Raw genomic sequence first — 21,744 nt, 5'->3', positions numbered from 1 at the left:
AATTTTATAAACTATATATGTTGTATTTATATCTTTTATCTGGTAATAATAAGATTAATCGGTAAGATAGTTGCTGTCACATCACCGCTAGATACGTCATATAGTTTATAGGTATTGTTAGATTCTGCTCTGATAATAGGGTCATAGAAGAAGAAGGAAAGAGCTCCTAATTCGTCAGAACCGACTGTAGTTGTAACTTTAGTACTACTAGTTGTGGTATTGGTGTGTGAAAAACCATATCCTAATTTGGCAGATAATTTGACGCTATCTATGCTTCCGCCTCCTTCGATAGAAAAATCTGCTTTGTTTGTAAATTCATTTACTACAGTTATTGTTTTTTCTATTGTCTGATCAACATCGAATTCTTCTACATACATATGAATGGAAAGAGCTTTGTTGTATAAATCCCATGGTAATGTGAAAACTTGGTTATCCTTATTGGGTTCAAGTTTTTCCGGATAAATCCATTTTGATCTTAAATTGTTGATATCTACTGAATAGAAATTCTTTGATTGTCTAAATGCGGTACCGTTTTTATGATGAAGATGTATCTTTTCTATGGAGAACACATCTTTTGCTTTTACGGAAAATGTGAGCAAATGTTCCATCGCATCTTTATTTGTTTCTCCTGCAATATAGGACTTGAATCGGAATTCGAAATTTCCATCTGTCCATATATTTTGAAGAATTTCTTCATTTGAAAAGTAACGTTTAGTTTGGGTCAAGTCTTGTAATCTTTGATCACCGTCGGCATCTGCGATTCTTCCAAATGCAGTAGCACTAATTCTAAATCGGTATAATTTTTCTCTGATATTTCTATTTAAGCTTCCAGGAGTATTTGTTTTATTGATACCATAATAAATATAATCTCTTTGGCAGGCATTAGGGACGTTTCTGAATTCTCGCCAAGCGTTAATAGCTGTGGCTACTACATCTTTACTAACATATTTATTCAAATCTTCGGTTGCTTCTAAATCATTATCAGCATCATAATGCCGGGTTTGCACCTTTTTGCTCCCATCAAAAGCATCACTTATAAATTCATAAGTAGCCTCTCCTGATCTTGTATTAACACTAGTAATTTTCATGCGTTCATTGTTTTTCACAACAAGGCAAGGGAAACCAGGAATATCTCCGTTTGTCATATTACCAATGTTTTCGCCATTTTCATATAGTGTGTTGTTTTTGTCATCTCTACACAATACTGATATTTCTTTATCACTTGTATCCCATGTTGTGGCATTGAAGTCCCAAAATAGAGTGAGATCTGGAACCATTATGTTTAGCAAGGGAAGAGATTGCTCAATTTGACTCAATTCGTTTTCTTCTTTGCAGTATGATAATAATATATCTCTAAAACTTTGGTTGCCAAATACTTTTTTATCTTTAATTAATGGATAGAAAATGTCGTAGTCATTGTCAAACTGTACTAAAGCTTCTTTTTTCAAGAAGTTGCGTACTTCGATACTACCGGAGGCGGCTTGTGATAACAATTTGGCAAATTTGAGTTGCGCATCGGCTGTTGCCGATACTGGTAAATTACTTGTATTCTCGTTGATAGGAGAAGTTCCTTCCTCTTGAGAACACGAAAACATGAAAAAAGCACTTGCGAGCATTAATAAAATCTTTTTCATAATACATGTTTTTATGAAAGTTAGTAATAGATAAAAATTATCTGGTTCCGTATGAACCATTGATTATAATAGAATCTTTAGGGTTATCAGAACGATAAAGCACTCCGTCAAGATTTCCTTCAATAATAGGATGCCATTGATCTGCATAGGCAGATTTAGTAATTTCTACTTGGAATGGTTTCTCTTTTTTAGGGATATAGTAAATATATCTGTCTTCATATTTATCACTATGTGTATCTCGTGTTATTTGAATTCCATCATATATCCAATCTGTTTTTGTTGATTTTGTTATATAACGTATTCCTTTGTGTAAATGATAGATGGTTATACTAAGCAATTCATCTTCACCGTATTTTATGCTTGTCATCATTCCCCTTATAGAATCGGCATCGTTATCAGGAGGAGATGCACTTGTTTTTACTGAATGAACAGACCAATCAGTATGAGCTTCATTTTCCAAAGATATTTCCTTTCCGTTTATCTCTCCTTTAAAGTATCCCCAATACCATGAATCATCTTTAGGAACGGGAGTTTCATCATCATCGTTGTCGCATGATGCTAGAATAAACATTCCGAAGAATGCTCCGATTAAATAAATGTTTAGTTTCATCTTATTTTTATTGTTTTATTCGCTTTCTTCTTCTATAATATCTCCTGTTATATCCATTATGGGAGAGATAATCTTTACTGTATAAGGATAGCCATTTGGAGTTTCTATATACAATGTTTTACCTTTGTTTATGAAAGTGGGTGGTTCATGAACTACGGTTTTCCCGTTTTTATCTGTAATAGTGATTTCTGCATCCGGCAGAGGTGACAGAAAGATAATTTGCAAGCAACTGTTTGTTTCTTGTACATCTATATTAAATTCAATAGGGGAACGAGTTGTTGCCTTATTCCTTAGAGTAAATGAGGTAAGTCGAATTTTGTGCTTATGCTTATTTAGTATTACTGCACTTGTTGGTATAATAAATAATACCGATAATAAGATAAATAAAAACTTTGCTTTCATATTCAATTCTTTTATTGATTTATGGAGGCAAAGGTATGGAGTATTAGTATAGATGGATAATATTTGCAGTCACATTGCTATTTTGTAATGTCTTGATAACTAATGAGATAGTGAAATACTGGTCACACTTTACATTTCTTCGTCTTTCATTCTCTCTTTTATCCTTAATTTGCGTTGATTAATGGGGTGCGTATTGTTATAACCGAAACAAAGTGCAATAGTTAGAGGTTGCAATTTTGCTTCATTTAGGCAGAGATATAAAATATCTTCTTCAGTCAACTTGGGATACTTTTTTTGTAAGTATGATATATAATCGGCATAAATTTCGAAAATAATCTTTTGGAGTTTTTTTAGTTCTGCATTTGTTAATACCTTCATTGCTTTTTTGTCAGATACTTCTTGTTTCGAAAGGGCGATAATTCTCTTGTATATATCACTTTGGGTAAATAACCAATTTCTCAGTTCATGCTTTTCTTGTCTAAGTCTTTCTATTGTAGATTCTCTTTCCTGTATTTCATCTATCTTATTCGCTTGGTCTTGTTTCAGATTGCGCTGTTCTTCTTGCAGCAAACTGATTATTGATTGATTATCTTCAATAATAGTCTGCATTGAAGATAGTTTATATTGGGTTTGCTTTAAATTCTGTTGATATATAAGTTGTATTCTTTTTCTTTTGTTAATATGGTATTGATAGAATAATATAATAAGTAAGCAACAAAAAATGAAGAGTGCGATAATGAGCTGGAGTCGATGTTGCTCTTTTATTTGCTCTTCCCTAATATGGATTTTGATATTATATTTATTAATGAGTTGTTGTAGCTCGCTGTATTGTTCTGTACTATACATAGAATCTAAAATTTCTACATGTTCTTCTAAATAGGCAGATGCAGCTTTGTAGTTTCCTAGATCTTTTTCAATATCATACAAACTTAATAAAGTAGCGCCTCTGCCTGCTATATTTTTAGTATCTTCTAAGTTCTTATTGAGATAATAGATGGCAGAGTCTTTATTTTCTCCTCTTTCGTACAACAAGCTTCCAAGATGACCATAATAACTTCCTGGAATCTTTCCTTTTGGAAACCATTTAATGGCATTGCGTGCATGATACAATGCCGAATCAGGTTCTTCAAATTCATCGTAATTAATGCTTAGATTGAATTCGGATATGCCTATCATAGAAGAGTCACCTGAATCTAACGCATAATCAAGTGCTTTACGTTGGATTATTATTGCCGAATCTTTTTGGTCTTGTGTGCAATAATATAAACTAAAACTGTTTAGTGCTACGGATTTATCTTTATCTGTGATGCAACATTTGTATAATTCCTGATATGCTTTAAACGCCTCGTCATAGTAATTAACGTCGAAATAAAGATTTCCTAACGAACTGAGCGTATGCCGTTTGATCTCTATTTCTTTTGGATAGTCTTTCAATATAGTCAGCGCTTCTTGCAAATGGGCAATAGCCTCCTTTGTACTATTTATTTCTATTTCCAATCGTCCTTTGTAAAGTAAAGCTACAGCTCGCTCTTTCTCGTCGTTATCGTAATAATTCAAAGCTAGGTTCAGTAATGAATCACAGGGTAGCAGTGATTTTTCACATTTATCTGTTGCCCGCGCTAAAAGTAGGGCATAGCGGGCGGATTCTTTGTGAGAAAGCTCTTGTAATGCAGGCAATGTTTGAAGTAATTGCAATGCGCTGTCGGGGTGTTCTTCTAGCAGTGATTCAGCTTGTAAAAATGATGTTTCGGTCCGTTCTCTTGAAGAGCAGGCGCAGAACAAAAATGTTCCTAGAAATAGAATAGAGCATATTTTGACCACAAGTTTCGTCTTTTTATTTGTTTGCATGTGGCACAAAGATAACATTTATTTATTAGAATGATTTTATTCTATATAAATAAAAGAACTTTTTCTGCTTTTAATACGTTTCTCTAGTATAGTTAAAAAACGGAGAATCAAGATGAATATAGCAATGACCGGAGCCACCGGATATATAGGCAAACATCTTTCTAACTATCTGACCGAAAAGGGTGGGCACCGGATCATTCCTTTGGGAAGAGCGATGTTTCGGGAAGGTATGTCCGGACTTTTGGTTCAGACGCTGACGCATTGTGATGTCATTATAAATTTGGCAGGTGCTCCCATCAATCAGCGCTGGACGCCGGAACATAAACAAGAGCTTTTCAATAGCCGGATAACGGTAACACACCGCATTATCCGTGCTTTGAATGCAGTCAAAACCAAACCGAAACTCATGATTTCGGCCTCTGCTGTAGGATATTACCCCTCTTTGGTGGAATCGGACGAGTATACACAGACTCGTGGCGATGGTTTTCTGTCCGATCTTTGTTATGCGTGGGAGAAGGAAGCGAAGCGTTGTCCGCAACCGACCAGGCTTGTCATTACCCGTTTCGGTGTAGTGCTTTCTCCCGATGGGGGAGCGATGCAACAGATGCTTCGCCCGCTACGCGCAACAAAGGTTGCCGCCGTCATAGGGCCGGGTACGCAACCTTTTCCGTGGATAGATATTCGTGACCTTTGTCGTGCCATGGCCTTCTTTATTGAAAATGAAGAGTTGAGAGGTGTTTTCAATTTGGTTGCTCCTCAAGCAGTTTCACAGTCCACGTTTACACGTGCGATGGGAAAGGCGTATCATGCGTGGACAACTTTGATTGTTCCGCAAACGGTCTTTCGTTTGCTCTACGGTGAAGCCGCCTCTTTTCTGACAGCCGGACAGAGTGTGCGTCCTACACGTTTGCTGGAAGCCGGATTCCATTTTTCCGTTCCTACCATAGAGAAGTTGTTTGAGGAGACAGATCACAGTACGGTAGATCGGCTTGATCTGAAACGCTATATGGGGCTTTGGTACGAGATAGCCCGTTATGATCATCGTTTCGAACGTGGGCTTATGGAAGTGACCGCTACTTATACCCTCCGTTCCGATGGAACAATTCGTGTTGAGAATCGGGGATATAAACGCAATTCACCTTACGATATTTGTAAAACAGCTACTGGACACGCCAAGATTCCCGACCCTGCACAGCCCGGTAAACTGAAAGTCTCTTTTTTCTTGAATTTCTATTCCGATTATTATGTGATGGAATTGGATCAGGAGAATTACAATTATGCTCTTATAGGCAGCAGTACCGATAAATATCTCTGGATATTGAGTCGGACGCCCCAACTGCCGGAAGATATAAAAAAGAAATTAGTAACTGCCGCCGAACGTCGTGGCTATGATACGAATCGGTTACAATGGATTGAACAACTTTAAAATAAACATTATGGATTACAAAATTACTCATCAGCCCGAACAGAAACTGTTCAAGACGGAAGTCGACGGTCGTACCGCATTTGTAGAATATCGCCTGTTAGGTGATTATCTTGATATTATTCACACGATTGTCCCTAAACCGATAGAAGGACGCGGAATTGCTGCCGCACTGGTGAAAGCTGCTTACGACTTTGCACTCGCCAACGGGATGAAACCGAAAGCTACCTGCTCCTATGCAGTGAGGTGGCTTGAACGCCATCCGGAAATGAATGCGGATAGTTGAATAAATAGGGGCTGACCTAAAAGCACGAAAAGTCATTTTCTCTTTGCTGTAATGGATATTTGTGACAAAGATACGTTTGGAAGAAGAACTTTCGGGTCAGTCCCTTTTTAGCCTATTGTTTCCATCTCTTTAGTTGAGGGAAGAACTCTTTCATCGTTGCCCGCGCCTCTTCTATAGTGTACTTTACTTCCGAATCCTTATTAAACTCCTCAAGGTAGTTCAGGTTGAGCTCAATCATTTCATCCATTGTGCATTCTTTGGTAAAATGCCCGTCTGCATAGCAATACTGGCAATACTCTTCATTCTTGCTGCCGTCTGCTTCTGTTCCGAATGTCGTTTCATCAATTGGCATAGCACAACACTGACAAATTTTCTGTTCCATTTTTTATTGATTTTAAGTGAGTAAAAGCATGATAAATAATTCTCTTTTATCTGTTTACAAATATAGTTACTTTCAATAAGTTCTCAGTTATCCGATCTTGCTATTTTGTTTTTACCGGCAAACGTTTCCATATCCATCGGGGAATCATTCGCCAGAAGAATACGAGAATACGATAACGTCCGTCAATGATAGCTACCCGCTGTTTCCGATGAAGTGCGCGTACAATGTCGCGGCCTACCTGGTCGGTTTTCATCAGCATAGGATAATGCTTTCCGTCATTCAGCAAGTCAGTGGCTACAAATCCCGGACGAATATCGGTAAAGTGAATGTTTAACTTTTGCAGGTGGGCGAGTTGTTCAAGAGCATCGATGTATGTATTCTGAAAGCGCTTCGTTGCAGAATAGGCAGGGGCAACTCCCAGACCTTTAGTTCCGGCAATCGAACTGATGACAGCCAGGTGTCCGCCTCCATTGTTCTTAAAATAGGAAAAAGCGGTATCCACCATTCGTGTGAAGCCTTCGACATTGGTACGTGCGGTATTCAGCTCGATTTCCATCTTCAAATCCATATTTTGGAAACCGATGCCGGAACTGAGCAGAAATAAATCCATACCGCCCAATTGATGGATAAGCGCATCCAGCTTTCCGGCACTGTCTTCCTGAGTGACGTCCAGTGATTGAATTTTTATCTGTTCCGGTGCGATTTGCCGGAAATCTTCGAGAGCTGACTGGCGTCTGCCCGCTATGCCGATCTGCCATCCTTCGGACAGGAGGCGTTGGGCAACTTCCTTTCCGATACCGGAGGTGGCGCCTATGATAATGGCTCGTTTCATCTTTTTGGAACAAAGATAGTCAAATCTTTCTATTTTGAAAGGAGAACTTTCCATTTTGAAAGCCATCCTTTTCGTTTTGACAGGAAACCTTTTCATTTTGGTAGGGTAGGAGTCTTCTCGTTTTTCAAAGCAGAAATAGTATGTTGCTGATAAATAGCAGCTTAAAAAAAATACGGCTGTTTTGGCATACTATTAGCTATGGGATTCGTGCAGAGTAATTCATGAGTTATGGAAGAGTATATATCAGACAATAGTGTGTATGCGCGTGCTAAAAGCAACAGCATGATCAATCCGAAAATGATAGGACGGGTGCTTGGGACGTTGCTTTTTATTGAGTTGGGAATGTTCCTTTTGTGTGCTGGTATTTCGTTGGGGTACGGAGAGGATGATTATAAGTATTTTCTTTATACGTGTGTGATTAATGCCGTAGCAGGAGGATTATTATTGCTTTACGGACGGGGAGCGGAGAATAAGATGAGCCGCCGGGACGGATATTGTGTCGTCACTCTTTCATGGATATTCTTTACCGTTTTCGGGATGCTTCCTTTTTATTTCAGCGGGAGCATTGATACCATCACCAATGCTTTCTTCGAAACGATGTCCGGATTCACTACCACAGGAGCTACGATACTCGATGATATCGAGTCCCTTTCACATGGGATGCTGTTTTGGCGAAGCCTGACGCAGTGGATTGGTGGACTGGGGATTGTCTTTTTTACGATTGCCATTCTCCCGATCTTTACCACAGGCGGCGTACAGCTCTTTTCTGCCGAGACTACCGGAGTGACTCATGACCGCACGCATCCCAAAATCAATGTAATGGCGAAATGGCTGTGGACTGTTTATCTGATATTGACCGTTTCGGAGACGATCCTGCTGATGTTTGGCGGAATGGATTTATTTGATGCCATTTGTCAATCATTTGCTACTACGGCGACAGGAGGATATTCTACCAAACAAAACAGTATTTCTTACTGGAATTCTCCGTATATCGAGTATGTTGTCGCTATCTTTATGATTATCTCCAGTATTAACTTTTCCTTATTCCTGATGTGTCTGAAAGGAAAAGTCGGCCGCTTGTTTAAAGATGAAGAAACGCATTGGTTTCTGGGCTCTGTCGGGATATTGACATTGCTTATCACTTTGGCACTCGTATTTCAGAACAACTATGGATGGGAGCTGGCTTTTCGTAAATCATTGTTTCAGGTAGCTACGGTGCATACATCCTGCGGCTTTGCGACGGATGACTATAATTTGTGGCCTCCTTTCACATGGCTGTTGCTGTTTATAGCGATGCTTTCGGGAGGTTGCACGGGATCTACCAGCGGAGGTATCAAGAATATGCGGTTACTGATTGTGGCGCGGACCATCCGGAATGAATTCAAACATCTGCTTCATCCGAATGCGGTGCTTCCGGTACGGGTTAACAAACAAACCGTATCTTCTTCCATCGTAACGACTGTATTACTCTTCTTTGCTTTTTATCTGGTGATTATTCTGATCGGCTGGACGATTCTTTTATTTTTAGGAGTCGGTTTCTCCGAATCGGTCAGTACGGTAATCTCCAGTATCGGTAACGTGGGACCGGGATTGGGTAGTTGCGGTCCCGCATACTCGTGGAATTCTTTGCCGGACTTGGCAAAATGGGTTCTTTCTTTTCTGATGTTGATAGGCAGACTGGAACTTTTCAGCGTTCTGTTACTCTTCTATCCGGGATTCTGGAAAAACCGTTAAGACTATTTTGCCGGTATAGCTTTGCCGCTCAGGAGAATAAATGGCGTATCGCCTCTAAAGGGGCATAGAATAACATTCTGGGACCGGAGAACCGCATAACCTCTCGCATCCGTTTGCGCATGGCAGGCTTATAACAATGTACGGGACACTTCTTGCACGAGCTTTTTTTCTCTCCGAACGGACAATGGTCAAGACGGGCATGTGCGTAGCGGAGCAACTCTTCGCACTTCGGACAAAGGGTTGCATTCTTCTCTTTTTTCCGGCAATAGAGACGGATCATGATCTCTACTGTTCTCTTTTCCTGAGTGATACGCGGTTTTTTATCTGTTTCCATTTGTTTTCTTTTGGCTTTGGAGGCTGGCTTCACTTCGGCAAAGATAATAAACTGATCGCATATTCTGCAAAGAACTTCCACTGGAATGATTGCCGTTGCTGGAAACTATGCGTATCTTTGCGGCATGAGAAAGTTATTATGTCCGCAATGCAAGATTGCTGCCCTATATGTGGTGAATGACCGTAAAGAGCGTCTTTTGGTCTATGTACTCGAAAATGGAGAAGTTGTGCCTAAAGATCCGGCAGCTTCCACCGATGGATTTGATTTGACGGAAGTTTATTGTCTGGGTTGTTCCTGGCATGGTTCGCCGAAAAGACTGGTGAAGAGATAGACAGTTGCCGGCACTTTGTCTTTTTTTGATTTATGTCAATAAAAAGAGGGTGCGGGATTAGAATCTTTCAACCGGATTTTTCTGTATCTTTGCAGCCAATTTTTAGGACATAGACGTATGGCAACTTCTAAAGAGATGACGGCGGGGCCGGCATTACCTCTGATTTTTAATTTCACTCTGCCGCTTTTGTTCGGCAATCTGTTGCAGCAAACGTATTCGCTTGTTGATGCTGCAATTGTAGGAAAGTTTTTGGGTATTAATGCGTTAGCCTCTGTCGGGGCTAGTACATCCGTTGTGTTTCTTATTCTGGGTTTCTGCAACGGATGTTGTGGAGGATTCGGTATCCCCGTGGCACAGAAGTTTGGGGCGAGGGATTATAGTACGATGCGCAGTTACGTTTCCGTCAGTCTGCAACTTGCTGTTGTGATGTCTGTGGTCATAGCCATCTTTACCAGTATTTATTGTGCGGATATCCTGAAGATGATGCGTACACCGGAGAATATCTTTGAAGGAGCGTATGCTTATCTGCTTGTTACTTTCATCGGGATACCTTGTACTTTCTTTTATAATCTGTTGTCGAGCATTATCCGTGCTTTGGGAGATAGTAAGACACCTTTCTATTTCTTGGTACTGGCTACGGTGCTCAATATTATTCTCGATTTATTCTGTATTCTGGTACTGGGCTGGGGAGTGATGGGAGCTGCCATTGCTACTGTCTTTTCGCAGGGAGTTTCCGCTTTTCTTTGTTACGTTTATATGTATCGGAAGTTTGACATTCTGCGGGGCACGCCGAAAGAACGGAAGTATCAGTCGAAGCTGGCGAAGACGTTGCTTTCCATTGGCGTTCCTATGGGATTGCAGTTCTCCATTACGGCCATTGGCAGTATCATGCTTCAGAGTGCGAATAATGCGTTGGGTACGGCGTGTGTGGCAGCTTTTACTTCTGCGATGCGTATCAAAATGTTTTTCCTTTGTCCGTTGGAGAGTCTGGGTATGGCTATGGCTACCTTTAGCGGTCAGAATTACGGTGCCGGAAAGCCTGAACGTATTTGGTCGGGGATTAAAGCCAGCACGCTGATGATGGTTATCTATACAGCCGTCACTTTCTTGATTCTGATGCTGGGAGCCAAATCTTTTGCCTTGATTTTTGTTGATCCGTCGGAAATTGAGATCTTGGAGAAAACAGAACTTTTCCTGCATATATCAGTCTCTTTCTTCCCGATGCTTGGGTTACTTTGTATCCTGCGCTATACGATTCAGGGGGTGGGATATACTAATCTCGCTATGTTTTCGGGAGTGTCGGAGATGATTGCACGTATTCTCGTCAGTATTTATGCCGTCCCGGCTTTCGGCTTTATCGCTGTTTGTTACGGTGATCCGATGGCATGGATAGCGGCTGATTTGTTTTTGATTCCTGCATTTATTTATGTTTATCGCAGGTTGAAACGTCAGGTGCTGACAAGTGTCGTTGCATAATTGAAGTGTGTGTCAAAAGTCAATATACCCGTAGGGGAGTTTAGTTACTTTTGACACACACTTTATCATATTTTAGTCTTGTATCGGATACAGCGGGTTACCGCTTTCATCTACATCCGTCCAGTCTTTTACGCTCACGTTACCGAATGATACGGAGTTTTCGTTGATTACTGCACGGAAAAGATATGAATTTCCGGCAGCCAGAATATTGTCTGGCGGGGTAATGGTCGTATTGTAAGTACGTGAGAAACTTTCTCCGTTGACCATCAATTCCATCGTTAAAGCCATCGGGTCGGAACTTTTCAGCGGAAGCATGATATATTGAACCGTGAAATCATTGATTCCCATGTTGGCTGGCTTATCGTAACTGACTTCTGAAGAAATGATCCCTGTTGACAGATCCATGAAAGCTCCCGGTTTCGTGGGAGTAATAGTGGCGGAGAGTACTTTGTTGAGTGTAATATTCTCACCTCCCGTTATGGTTATCACGACCTGAGTGGCTACGTGCTGGTAAGTGATGGGAATGTTGACTTGTGAACTGGTCACATCCTGATGCAGGGCGTGCCACCACAGATAATCCACTCCATTGGATAATGCTTCGGACTTGCCGTTGGTAAAGGTAGGGGCGGGGTTGCTGGAATTACAGGAAACAGCATAAAAACTATAGATATCATTGCTGAGATACATTTTATAACTTTGTATTCCCGTCAACACTCCGGGAGAAGAAGTGATATAGTTGCCTTCACCGACAGGCTCTCCCTCTATCGTATTGGTGGTATTGGAAGGGTAGGCACATAACCAGCTCTGCAATCCTTTTCCCATCGGAGACATGGCACGCGTTATATTTCTTCCTTCTACGGAAGCACTGAAAGTAATGAGTGCATCCTTTTTGTCAGGATTGTCATTGTTGCCCTCTTCTCCGCCATTATTTCCTTCTCCGTTCGGATAGGCAACATCCATATAAATGTTGTTTTTGGAGCAGGCTCCTAACAGCAGCACCGCCAGTGCGGATACCGCCAAATACTTTGTAATTCGAAACTTAAAATTCATAGTCAGGTTCTTTTTGAAAGTTAGTAATTACCCCTATATACATTTCAAAAAGAATTTAGTTCATATCGGAAGAAACTATTTTTAGAACTCCGCTTCCTTCTGTATACAGATGATATCGCCGTAAACGGGATGGCGGAACTCAATATATTCAGCATGGAGATAGAGCCTGTCCGCCTTTTTTCCATAGAGTTCATCGCCCAGAATGGGGCAGTTTAATCCTTGATGATGGGCGGCATGTACCCGTAGTTGGTGGGTACGCCCTGTCAATGGATAAAAAGCGATGCGTATGTACTTATCGGAATAGTTCAGAATCCGGTATTCGGTAACTGCCGGTTTGCCGTATTCTTCACTGACCATTTGCCGGGGGCGGTCGAGCGGATTGAGGCAAAGAGGAAGATTGATGGTTCCTGTTTCTTCGAGTTGCTGGTTCAATCCATTTCTATCCAGCAAGGCTACATAACGCTTCTTAATACTGCGATTGATGAACTGTTCCTGCAAGTGTTGATGAACTTCCTTAGTTTTGGCGACAAGTAACAACCCCGAAGTAGCCATATCCAGCCGGTGTACAATCATGGGACCGGTAGCTTCCGGATATTTAGCTTTTACACGATGGTAAACGGAATCCGTCTCCTCTTCTTTTCCGGGGACAGACAACATACCGGATGGTTTATTGACTACCACCAGCCATTCGTCCTCAAAAACGATTTCTAATTCTTCCTTCCTGTGTGCTTGGGGCGAAAGTGGATTCCCGTCTACTTCCAGTCCTTGCAGCATGTGTTGCAGAATCGGTTCGCATTTTCCTTTACACGAAGGGTAATAATAACCGTGATGCCGTACCTCTGTTTTCGGAGAGTTTCCCCACCAGAACTCGGCCATAGCCAATGGCTTCAGTTGGTGAAGGTAGGCATATTGCAGCAATTTGGGCAAGGCACATTCGCCTGCTCCGGCAGGGGGGATTTTGTGTACGGTTTGTTCAAAGATAGTACATAAGTCTTTTATTTCTCCTTTCGCATTCAGCATACGGAACTGTTCGAATAACTTTTGCTGTAAGGCTGCCGAACGTTGCTTTCGTTCGTTTTTTAGTTTTTCTATTTCCGTCTCAAAGGTGATAACCTCTTCTTCCAGCGTTTTGATTCGTTCTTTCCATCCCCGTTCCAATCGCTTGAATTCCGCTTTCTGATATTGGCTTTCACGAACAAGTGCGTCCTGTTCTTCTTTAGACAGGGCAGGGGATGACTTGCGGCGAAGTTCCCTTTCTTTCTTTGCTGTCTTTAGTTCCTCTTTGGCTTGAATAAGAGCCAGCCTTGTTTGTTCCGTTTCCCTGTCCAGTTTTTCTTTTAAGTGCAGATAATGAGGATTAACTTCCAATGCACTGATACGGACATTGATAGCTGAAATTTGTTCTTCTTCTATTTTAAAGAATCCCTGTGGTTGCAGCAAATCGTAAACAGGTGGGACGAAATACGGATGCAGATTCTTTCCTGCCAGATTGCCGGAAAAAGCAGCAAGATAACCGATAGAGGAAGATCCTTCTTCCTGGGTTTGTACGATCAGTACTCCGAACATTTTTCCGAGAGTCAGTTCCTCTAGCCACTCTTTCTTTGTCGAGATATAAGCTTTGACTTCTTCGGCCGCTAATACACATAGCGGATGAGGAGTATAGTTGAAAGGGTATGTAAACCTTTCCGGTAGTGCAATATGGGAAACCGGTTGGTCGAAAAAATGTATCATTGATTCTTATCTGAATATCGTTATTGATTGCAAAAGTAAGGCAAATCCGCGAATTTTATTCTATATTTGTTTTGTAGTTGGAATAAAATAGAGGAATAAAATGGAAGACAAACCAAAATTCGCTTTTGTAGGTAACAGCCACATGGCATTCTGGGCACTGAATGTATATTTCCCTCAATGGGAATGTCTGAACTACGGTGCTCCCGGAGAAGGGCTGGCGTATGTCGAGTCATTTCATGAAGATACATCCGACTGCCAGGTAGTGATTCAGTTCGGGAGCAATGACATTTATCAGCTGAATGAAGAAAATACAGATGATTATGTAGAGCGGTATGTGAAAGCTGTTCTTGCGGTTCCTTCCCGAAAAACGTATCTCTTTTGTATTTTTCCCCGTAATGATTATGATGATTACAGTACGGCTGTGAACAAGTTCATCCGCATACTGAATGAGAAGATAGTTGCAAAACTGACAGGGACAGGCGTCATTTATCTGGATGTTTTTGATCAATTATTGATGAACGGCAGATTAAATCCGGAGCTGACTATTGACGATCTGCATTTGAATGGAAAAGGGTATCGGATATTAAGTACGGCGCTGAAGCAGGCATTCAACGGACAGGAGCATCTATGAAATTTTATGTTAACGCTTTTGTCATGTAAATAGGTGGCATATCATTTATTTTTCCTATTTTTGCCCCATTAATCAATATGTATAACCCCCATAAAACGATGAGACGATGGAAAAAGTTATTATCAACTCGTACGAAGAATTTGAAAAGCTGGTAGGGCAACAAATAGGTGTTTCCGATTATGTGGAACTCTCTCAGGAACGTATCAACCTTTTTGCAGACGCAACACTGGATCATCAGTGGATTCACGTAGACACAGAACGTGCAAAAGTAGACAGTCCGTATCACAGTACGATTGCTCACGGTTATCTGACGCTTTCCATGCTTCCTTATCTGTGGAATCAGATTATTCAGGTGAACAATCTGAAAATGATGATCAACTACGGGATGGATAAGATGAAATTCGGTCAGGCTGTTTTGTCCGGACAGAGCATTCGTCTGGTAACTACTCTACACTCACTGACCAATCTGCGCGGTGTGGCAAAAGCTGAAATCAAGTTTGCAATTGAGATTAAGGATCAACCGAAGAAAGCCCTTGAAGGGATTGCTGTGTTCCTGTATTATTTTAATTGAGTAACGATGAAAAGATAAGATAAGGCTGTTTCCTGCAAAGGAAGCGGCCTTTTGTTTTATTTATTGGATGTAAAATATGTAAATACACGGAAATCGGTTAAAATATCAAAATAATAAGAGGTTTGTCATGATTGTGGCATCCATAAGCGCTGCTGAGTGTTTTACATATCATATATGTATTCAAATAATCATGAAGCAATTAAAAAGTGAGCGTTATGTCTTTAAGTAGTCTTTTAATCATATTTTCATCTTCTTTTATGGCATTGTTTCCGGTGATCAATCCTTTAGGAAACGGTTTTGTCGTCAATGGATTCTTTGCAAACCTTGATCCTTCACAACGAAAAACTGCTATTCAGAAACTAACCATTAACTTTATAATGATCGGTGTAGGCACTTTACTGATAGGTCATTTATTCTTATTGATTTTCGGTCTGGCGATTCCTGTGATTCAACTGGGTGGTGGAATACTTATTTGTAAGACAGCGATTGAGCTGTTGGGTGATTCCAATTCTTCCGATAAAGAAGGGACCAGCCAGAATGTGGACAGCTTCAAGTGGAAGAGCATCGAGCAGAAGATATTTTATCCCATCACGTTTCCTATCAGTATCGGTCCGGGCAGTATATCCGTGATCTTTACTTTGATGGCATCTGCCAGTGTGAAAGGCAAACTGTTGCATACCGGAATCAATTATCTGGTCATTGCGCTGGTCATTATTTGTATGGCTGGGATACTCTATGTGTTTCTTTCACAGGGACAGAGGATCATTCAGAAACTGGGACCTGTAGGAAATCAGATTATTAATAAACTCGTTGCCTTTTTTACCTTTTGCATCGGTATACAGATTTCCGTCACAGGTATTTCCCAGATATTCCATCTGAATATATTATGAGTTCGGATGTTCTTTCTTTTTCTTTGCTTGGATAGCTTTCAATGTATTTTTTCTTACTGAACGTATGGCAGGAACCAACAATTCCGGTTCCATTATCTCCAGCATAGTGCGCAATTCTTGCTGTAGTTCGGGGATGGAGCAGGTCAGCTGATAGGCAAGTTTGATGCAAAGAGACTGCACTCCTGCCGGCTCATTTCTCGATACCATTCGTTCCATACAGAAATCCAGTAAGTCTACTCGTGGAGGGTCGGCTAGCTGTTGTTGGCATAGCAGGTTCAGTAACATCCTTCGTTTTCCCGAATGCGGGCAGGTAAGTGCTGCGTCTATCAGTTCGTCTTGTTTCAGAGTCAGCCATTCTACTTCAGGCTTTGAGAAGTGCGTACAAACCCACAATGCCTGATAAGAGACAACGTCATCCTCATCAAAGATCAGCCGGTAAATTTCCTCTCTGAGCCGTTCGTCTTCTTTTATATAATGAAGTAGTTCCCGTATATTCTCTATATGGAAGCGTGTGGCCAGTTGTGTGCGTAAATCCATTTTTATTTTGGGTTCAGTATCTTATTTTTTATCGTCGGCCAGTTGTAAGTGCAGGATTGGATACGGCTTGCCCATGCTGTCTGTTTCATCCCGTCCGATGATCTCGAATCCCAGATGCTGATAGAACCGGAGAGCCTGGTCGTTGTCTTCGTTTACATCCACCTTGTCGATCTGTTTCTGGCGGATGGCATACTCTATCAATCGCTTTCCGTACCCCTTTCCCTGTTCGTCGGGGTGTACAAACAGCATCTCGATCAGTTCATCACTCAATCCCATGAATGCGGCAATCTTTCCGTGAGAGTTGCGGATGATAAAGAGCTCTACTGCCGGCAGATAGTGGTTGCGTATCAGTGGCTTATAGAACTGGATACTCTCTTCTGTCAGAAAGTGGTGCGTGGTACGCACAGACTTCTCCCACAGCTGTATCAGTTCATCGTAATCCTGTTCGGTGGGGCGTGCTATATTGGGAATGTAGTAACATTCATGATCATATATATTCCCGTTATAGGTAAGTTCTGCCTGATGAAGTATTCCTTCGTAGATAAATCCGTTTCGCTTCAGCACTTGTTGCGAACGTTTGTTGTGCGGATAACAGTTGGCAGTGATGAGGCTGAGCTGTAGTTCGTTGAAGCCATAGTTGAGCACGGCTTGCACTGCTTCCGACATGTATCCTTTTCCCCAATACGGTTCGTCCAGCCAATATCCCAGCATACGTACCTGAGGATTTTCCCGTTTCGGATCGGGTACGATGCCGATGGAAGCTATCAATTGCTGTGTATCTTTTAATGTAACAGCCCATATACCTTCCTGTCCTATAAATGCGCCGTGAAGGATTTCACGGGATTCATTCAACGTCTTGTGGGGAGCCCATCCGGCATTATTCCCCAAATTGGGGTTCTGGCAACAGGCAAAGAATGCTTCTGCGTCATTCTCCTGAAAAGGGCGCAGTAGCAGACGTTTCGTTTCGATATTCGGGCATAGAGCCGCTTCGGTTCTTTCTGCTTCCGGTTCTTTCTTGTATACACATTCCAAACGATTTCCGTCGGGGTCGAGTACAACGCTCTCAAAGTATCCGTCGCCCGAAGTGCGTGGTTCACCTGCTATGGTATACCCCTCGGAGCGCATTTCTTCCGTAAAGCGAAGAATCTCCTCCTTGCTGGGAAATGTGAACGCAAGATGTGTCAGTCCCCGCCTGTTTTCCTCTATCGGGGTATTCTGCACATCTACCCGACTCATCAACTCCAGAGTGGGACCTTCATCAAAAGAGATAAAGTATGATTCGAATCCCTTCTTGGGATTGATATATTTCTCATTACTTGTCCCGCCCAGAAAGCGGACATAGAAATCTTTTAATTCTTCCAGACGGAAAGTCCAGATGGCGATATGATGTAGCTTCATAAGAATCGTAGTTAATGTTGTTATACTTCTATTTTATTGATGCGTCACATATTCGTAAACGATACGTGAGATGTCCGCAATGATTTTACTGTTCTCCTGATTATTCTCTTCGGAATCTTTGACGAAGACAGCTATACTGTAAGCGTGTCCGTCGGGCAGGAGGACGAAGCCGATATCATTGCAGGCTACCTGTTGTCCTTTGGCATTGCGGTCACCCGTCCCTGTCTTGTGGCCGATTGTAACTTCTTTGCCGAGCAATGGAGCAACCAGTCGATCTTGTCCGGTCTGGTATTCTGTCATGGTCTGATAGATGAAGTCTTTGTATTCCTGCGGGAACAGTGCTTCTTTGCGGAATATCTCCAAGAGTCTCGCGGCGGCCAGCGGAGTAGTCCAGTTTTGATAACACAGACTTTCGTCTTGGTGCATATCGTTTTCCGTACAGACAATGGCACAATCCGTAACGCCCAGGGAATGGATGTACTGGTTCACTGCATCTACTCCTCCCTGATATTGAAACAGAATATCACAAGCATTGTTGTCACTTTGTTGCAGGGTGTATTTCAATAAATCCGCAATGTCTATATTGAATCCTCCCTGTGGAAAACTATCCCGCAGCGGACTATAAGTATCGGGTTTTAAATCCTCTTTCTTTATGGTCAGTTCAAAGTTCAATGACTGTTGCTGCTTTCCCATATAATCAGCCAATGCCAACGCCTGATGAAATTTGAATACACTCATCAATGGATAATGAATGTCATTGTTGACAGTTACCGTATCTTTTCCGTCGATAATGACGGCAATACCTATTTCAGCTTTCTTGCCTTTGATAGCCTGTTTGAGTTGGTCCTCCAGAGAAAGATTCTGTGCACAGATAATAGTGGGGATCAGACAGAGAAGCAGGATGAATGAGCGCATACTAATTTTTTCATTAATTGGTTTGTATTTGGGTCTTAAGAGTCACAAAGATATAAATACTAATTTTATCAGCAAATATTTACTTGGAAATAGTAATCCTACATAAGAATTATCTATTTTTGTCGGTAAACAAAATAATAAGCCTTCTATATGTTAAAATGTCATTCAGAGTTGTTTAAATCGTCGGTGAAGTTGGCGGATGGTTTAAGATTGAGTACAAAAGAAGAATTGAAAGATGTAGCACAGTTGCTTCTTCTTCCCATTCCTTCAAAATTGCGAAAAGAAGAGTATGTATCCTGTCTTGCAGAAGCTGTTCTGACTTGTCCGGATATATGGATTCCGCAGTTGACACATTATGAATGGTTGCTCCTTCAAAAATTGGTGAAAGCAGGAGCCAATACCTATGTGGAAGAACCTAATATGATAATGACGAGTACATTAGAATTACTTTCTTTTGTTGCGACCGACCGTGGTTTGAACGGAGACAAGATTCGTTATATGATTTGTGATGAGTTGCGTGAAGCGGTTGCTCCCCATATTGATAAGTTTTTGACATCAACGGAAGAGAACAGCCGTTTTGTGCTGGAGCAGTATGCTTTAGGAATTTTAAATCTTTATGGTCTCTTACCTTATACGGAATTTTTGAAGCAACTGACCGGATACTTGAAGGGTTCAATGACAAAGGACGAAATAGCTAAAGGTTTATCAAATTCAATGTTGATGAGACAACTGACGTTTGATATAGAAGATATATATAATTCTGTTATGTATGTTCGATCTCCCTTATTATTGGAAGTTGAGGACTTGGAGGAAAGATTATATGCACATCGTGCTATAAAAAGTTTGAAGAAGTTTACCGTCGAAGAGGTTTTGTCGGCTGGAACGATGCCTGTGTTCTATATTTCCAATCCGCATTCGGATCAACTGAAAGGATTTATGATGAGGAAATTAGGTTATAATGAAGAACTGGCTGAGGCCAAGATACAGTGGCTGTGGTATGCAATACAGATGGACGAAAATCCGATGTCTGCTATTGTTTCGGCAATAGACACGAAGGTTCTTTCTATGCAAGAACTTCAGGAAGTGGTTGGAATAGCTGTAAACTATTGTAATGATTGTCCCCGTTGGTTCTTGAAAGGTCACTCGTCCACCGAAGCATCTGCTTTACTTGGTAGGGGTGAATCGGTGAAAACTCCTCCTCGTATCGTTGCCGGACCAACGATGAAAGCAGCAGGCATGGATATCACTCCTAAAATGCAAACAATGGTTGATGGTATGTTTTATGATACATTCTCCGGAACGAAAATCGGACGGAATGATCCTTGCCCTTGTGGGAGCGGAAAGAAATATAAGAAATGTTGCGGCAGGGATAACTGAAAAGGGACTGTTCGTAGAGATGCTATGTTGGTATAGGCGGACTGTTCTTTGATACTTCCCGCCATCGAATAAATGAACAGTCTGAAATGGATCATTCATATAAGATTTTTGGTATCCTTGTTGGCTTGATGTGGTAAAGTTCTTACCTTTGTAAGGTCATCAAAATAAGTGTTCATGAAGAAGTCTATAAAACATTTGCCCAAGCGAACGCAGGAAGAACTGACAGTTCTGCTGGACTTAGTCTGCAAAAGCGTCGATAACTGTCAGATGATTATCCTGTTCGGGAGTTATGCCAGGGGTAATTATGTTTTATGGGATACTAAAATAGAGTTCGGTGTTCGTACCTCGTATCAGAGTGATTATGATATTCTTGTCATCACCAACGGAGCAGTCAAGCGGGCAGAAAGAAAACTGGAGCGTATCACTAACAAATATCATGATTTGTTTGAATACCGTCGTCACGCTTTTCCGCAATTCATTGTCGAACATATAAATACGGTTAACAATAATCTGGAGGTTAGCCAGTATTTCTTTACAGATATTGTAAAAGAAGGAATTTTGCTTTACGATAGTGGCAAATATCAATTGGCTAAACCACGGAAGTTGAGTTTTAGGGAGATTCGGGATATTGCACAAAATGAATTTGATAAACTTTTCCCTTATGCTTGTGACTTCCTAACTGGTGTAAAGGATTATTTTATACTTAAAGAAAAATACAACCTTTCTGCCTTTATGCTTCATCAATCCTGTGAGAAACTTTATAATACTATATTGATGGTTTTTACGAATTACCGTCCGAAAAGTCACAGACTTCAAGACCTTGGTGGAATGGTAAAGCGCTTTTCGATGGAACTGGTAACGGTTTTTCCTCAAAATACGGATGATGAAAAAGAGTGTTTCGATCTGTTATGCCGAGCCTATATCGAGGCCCGCTATAACAAAGATTACAAAATTACACGCGAACAGCTGGAATACTTAATTTCACGTTTAGAGATTCTAAAGGAAATGACTGAACGTCTTTGCAAAGAGAAAATTGCAGAATATAATGCGATGGCGGAAAATGGTTGAACACACGAAATATTTTAAAGTCTTATAACTTTGCATCCGTCTGGCTGTCACTCCCTATAAATTAAAAAGAAGAATATATCTGTCATCTGTCACCGATTTCATTCTAACTATCAGATTATAAATAGTTAATGATGTGACAGCAGTAGGTGACAGCACTGTGATGGCAATTATGCTGTCACCCTTGTATTTGTGATTCGGGATATGTTTTGAAGTCGTTGATTCCATCACGGTATGTAACTATCTTTTCTAAACCTTGAAACAGTTTGTTTTGCAGTTTGAAACTA

Annotated in this window: 22 protein-coding genes; 10 read left to right on the top strand and 12 right to left on the bottom strand. The window is 41.1% G+C overall.

Translation table 11 applies throughout. The annotated features are described in order from the left end of the window. Positions 1 to 35: 35 nt before the first annotated feature. From KTR07_RS17870 to KTR07_RS17855, 4 genes are all read right to left on the bottom strand, one after another. On the bottom strand, positions 36 to 1,634 hold the full coding sequence (locus KTR07_RS17870) for a hypothetical protein (protein ID WP_062695527.1): 1,599 nt from the start codon (positions 1,632 to 1,634) through the stop codon (positions 36 to 38). Between the two features lie 37 nt (positions 1,635 to 1,671). Then, positions 1,672 to 2,244 (bottom strand): DUF5025 domain-containing protein, encoded by a 573-nt coding sequence (locus tag KTR07_RS17865; protein ID WP_062695525.1) that lies wholly within the window; start codon positions 2,242 to 2,244, stop codon positions 1,672 to 1,674. 15 nt (positions 2,245 to 2,259) lie between these two features. Continuing rightward, positions 2,260 to 2,646 (bottom strand): DUF3244 domain-containing protein, encoded by a 387-nt coding sequence (locus tag KTR07_RS17860; protein WP_070750145.1) that lies wholly within the window; start codon positions 2,644 to 2,646, stop codon positions 2,260 to 2,262. A gap of 129 nt (positions 2,647 to 2,775) precedes the next feature. Further along, positions 2,776 to 4,512 (bottom strand): hypothetical protein, encoded by a 1,737-nt coding sequence (locus KTR07_RS17855; protein ID WP_062695521.1) that lies wholly within the window; start codon positions 4,510 to 4,512, stop codon positions 2,776 to 2,778. A 94-nt stretch (positions 4,513 to 4,606) separates the two neighbouring features. Here KTR07_RS17855 and KTR07_RS17850 point away from each other — a divergent pair, with 94 nt between their 5' ends. Next, a complete protein-coding gene (locus KTR07_RS17850) occupies positions 4,607 to 5,920 on the top strand; it encodes a TIGR01777 family oxidoreductase (protein ID WP_008760145.1) in 1,314 nt (437 codons plus the stop codon). A 10-nt stretch (positions 5,921 to 5,930) separates the two neighbouring features. Then, the gene (locus KTR07_RS17845) at positions 5,931 to 6,203 is read left to right on the top strand and encodes a GNAT family N-acetyltransferase (RefSeq protein ID WP_008764645.1); all 273 of its coding nucleotides are present in this window, start codon (positions 5,931 to 5,933) and stop codon (positions 6,201 to 6,203) included. A 112-nt stretch (positions 6,204 to 6,315) separates the two neighbouring features. On the opposite strand, the gene KTR07_RS17840 is transcribed toward KTR07_RS17845, so the two are convergent. Continuing rightward, complete coding sequence (locus KTR07_RS17840; protein WP_008760147.1) at positions 6,316 to 6,585, bottom strand: zinc ribbon domain-containing protein; 270 nt, start codon at positions 6,583 to 6,585, stop codon at positions 6,316 to 6,318. 100 nt (positions 6,586 to 6,685) lie between these two features. Next, positions 6,686 to 7,417, bottom strand: a complete 732-nt coding sequence (locus KTR07_RS17835) for an SDR family oxidoreductase (RefSeq protein ID WP_008760148.1) — start codon at positions 7,415 to 7,417, stop codon at positions 6,686 to 6,688. Between the two features lie 228 nt (positions 7,418 to 7,645). Between KTR07_RS17835 and KTR07_RS17830 the strand changes: the two genes are divergently transcribed. Further along, positions 7,646 to 9,151, top strand: coding sequence for a TrkH family potassium uptake protein (locus KTR07_RS17830; RefSeq protein WP_008760149.1), 1,506 nt, complete (start codon positions 7,646 to 7,648; stop codon positions 9,149 to 9,151). A gap of 28 nt (positions 9,152 to 9,179) precedes the next feature. Here KTR07_RS17830 and KTR07_RS17825 read toward each other — a convergent pair whose 3' ends face one another. Continuing rightward, positions 9,180 to 9,485 (bottom strand): nitrous oxide-stimulated promoter family protein, encoded by a 306-nt coding sequence (locus tag KTR07_RS17825; protein WP_008760150.1) that lies wholly within the window; start codon positions 9,483 to 9,485, stop codon positions 9,180 to 9,182. A gap of 85 nt (positions 9,486 to 9,570) precedes the next feature. Here KTR07_RS17825 and KTR07_RS17820 point away from each other — a divergent pair, with 85 nt between their 5' ends. Next, positions 9,571 to 9,816, top strand: coding sequence for a hypothetical protein (locus KTR07_RS17820; RefSeq protein WP_008760151.1), 246 nt, complete (start codon positions 9,571 to 9,573; stop codon positions 9,814 to 9,816). A 117-nt stretch (positions 9,817 to 9,933) separates the two neighbouring features. Beyond that, positions 9,934 to 11,292, top strand: coding sequence for an MATE family efflux transporter (locus KTR07_RS17815; protein WP_011109290.1), 1,359 nt, complete (start codon positions 9,934 to 9,936; stop codon positions 11,290 to 11,292). Positions 11,293 to 11,364: 72 nt separating this feature from the next. Here KTR07_RS17815 and KTR07_RS17810 read toward each other — a convergent pair whose 3' ends face one another. Together KTR07_RS17810 and KTR07_RS17805 are read right to left on the bottom strand one after the other, a co-directional pair. Then, the gene (locus KTR07_RS17810; RefSeq protein ID WP_048697776.1) at positions 11,365 to 12,342 is read right to left on the bottom strand and encodes a fimbrillin family protein; all 978 of its coding nucleotides are present in this window, start codon (positions 12,340 to 12,342) and stop codon (positions 11,365 to 11,367) included. Positions 12,343 to 12,423: 81 nt separating this feature from the next. Beyond that, a complete protein-coding gene (locus KTR07_RS17805; protein WP_022470206.1) occupies positions 12,424 to 14,073 on the bottom strand; it encodes an RluA family pseudouridine synthase in 1,650 nt (549 codons plus the stop codon). A gap of 100 nt (positions 14,074 to 14,173) precedes the next feature. Here KTR07_RS17805 and KTR07_RS17800 point away from each other — a divergent pair, with 100 nt between their 5' ends. The 3 genes from KTR07_RS17800 to KTR07_RS17790 all read left to right on the top strand — a co-directional run bounded on the left by KTR07_RS17800 (position 14,174) and on the right by KTR07_RS17790 (position 16,165). After that, on the top strand, positions 14,174 to 14,704 hold the full coding sequence (locus tag KTR07_RS17800; protein ID WP_008760155.1) for a GDSL-type esterase/lipase family protein: 531 nt from the start codon (positions 14,174 to 14,176) through the stop codon (positions 14,702 to 14,704). A 106-nt stretch (positions 14,705 to 14,810) separates the two neighbouring features. After that, on the top strand, positions 14,811 to 15,275 hold the full coding sequence (locus KTR07_RS17795) for a MaoC family dehydratase (RefSeq protein WP_004308264.1): 465 nt from the start codon (positions 14,811 to 14,813) through the stop codon (positions 15,273 to 15,275). 215 nt (positions 15,276 to 15,490) lie between these two features. Further along, the gene (locus tag KTR07_RS17790; RefSeq protein WP_008760156.1) at positions 15,491 to 16,165 is read left to right on the top strand and encodes a MarC family protein; all 675 of its coding nucleotides are present in this window, start codon (positions 15,491 to 15,493) and stop codon (positions 16,163 to 16,165) included. On the opposite strand, the gene KTR07_RS17785 is transcribed toward KTR07_RS17790, so the two are convergent. The 3 genes from KTR07_RS17785 to bla are packed head-to-tail and all read right to left on the bottom strand — an operon-like array spanning position 16,160 to position 19,015. Continuing rightward, entirely contained in the window at positions 16,160 to 16,702 is a 543-nt protein-coding gene (locus KTR07_RS17785) for a hypothetical protein (protein ID WP_008760157.1), read from the bottom strand. The two genes, KTR07_RS17790 and KTR07_RS17785, sit on opposite strands and share 6 nt — an antisense overlap. Before the next feature lie 21 nt (positions 16,703 to 16,723). Beyond that, a complete protein-coding gene (locus KTR07_RS17780; protein ID WP_055300503.1) occupies positions 16,724 to 18,100 on the bottom strand; it encodes a GNAT family N-acetyltransferase in 1,377 nt (458 codons plus the stop codon). A 33-nt stretch (positions 18,101 to 18,133) separates the two neighbouring features. After that, the gene (bla, locus tag KTR07_RS17775) at positions 18,134 to 19,015 is read right to left on the bottom strand and encodes a class A beta-lactamase, subclass A2 (RefSeq protein WP_217315472.1); all 882 of its coding nucleotides are present in this window, start codon (positions 19,013 to 19,015) and stop codon (positions 18,134 to 18,136) included. A gap of 150 nt (positions 19,016 to 19,165) precedes the next feature. Between bla and KTR07_RS17770 the strand changes: the two genes are divergently transcribed. Together KTR07_RS17770 and KTR07_RS17765 are read left to right on the top strand one after the other, a co-directional pair. Continuing rightward, positions 19,166 to 20,392, top strand: coding sequence for a YecA family protein (locus KTR07_RS17770; protein ID WP_008760160.1), 1,227 nt, complete (start codon positions 19,166 to 19,168; stop codon positions 20,390 to 20,392). Between the two features lie 174 nt (positions 20,393 to 20,566). Then, positions 20,567 to 21,460: a HEPN domain-containing protein gene (locus KTR07_RS17765; RefSeq protein WP_008760161.1), complete on the top strand. Its 894-nt coding sequence runs from the start codon at positions 20,567 to 20,569 to the stop codon at positions 21,458 to 21,460. The last annotated feature ends 284 nt before the right edge of the window (positions 21,461 to 21,744 follow it).

Source organism: Bacteroides sp. MSK.20.82, assembly GCF_019052485.1.
Classification (GTDB): domain Bacteria; phylum Bacteroidota; class Bacteroidia; order Bacteroidales; family Bacteroidaceae; genus Bacteroides; species Bacteroides thetaiotaomicron.
Note: the sequence above shows the minus strand (reverse complement) of the source record. Positions and strands in the feature narration are given on the sequence as shown.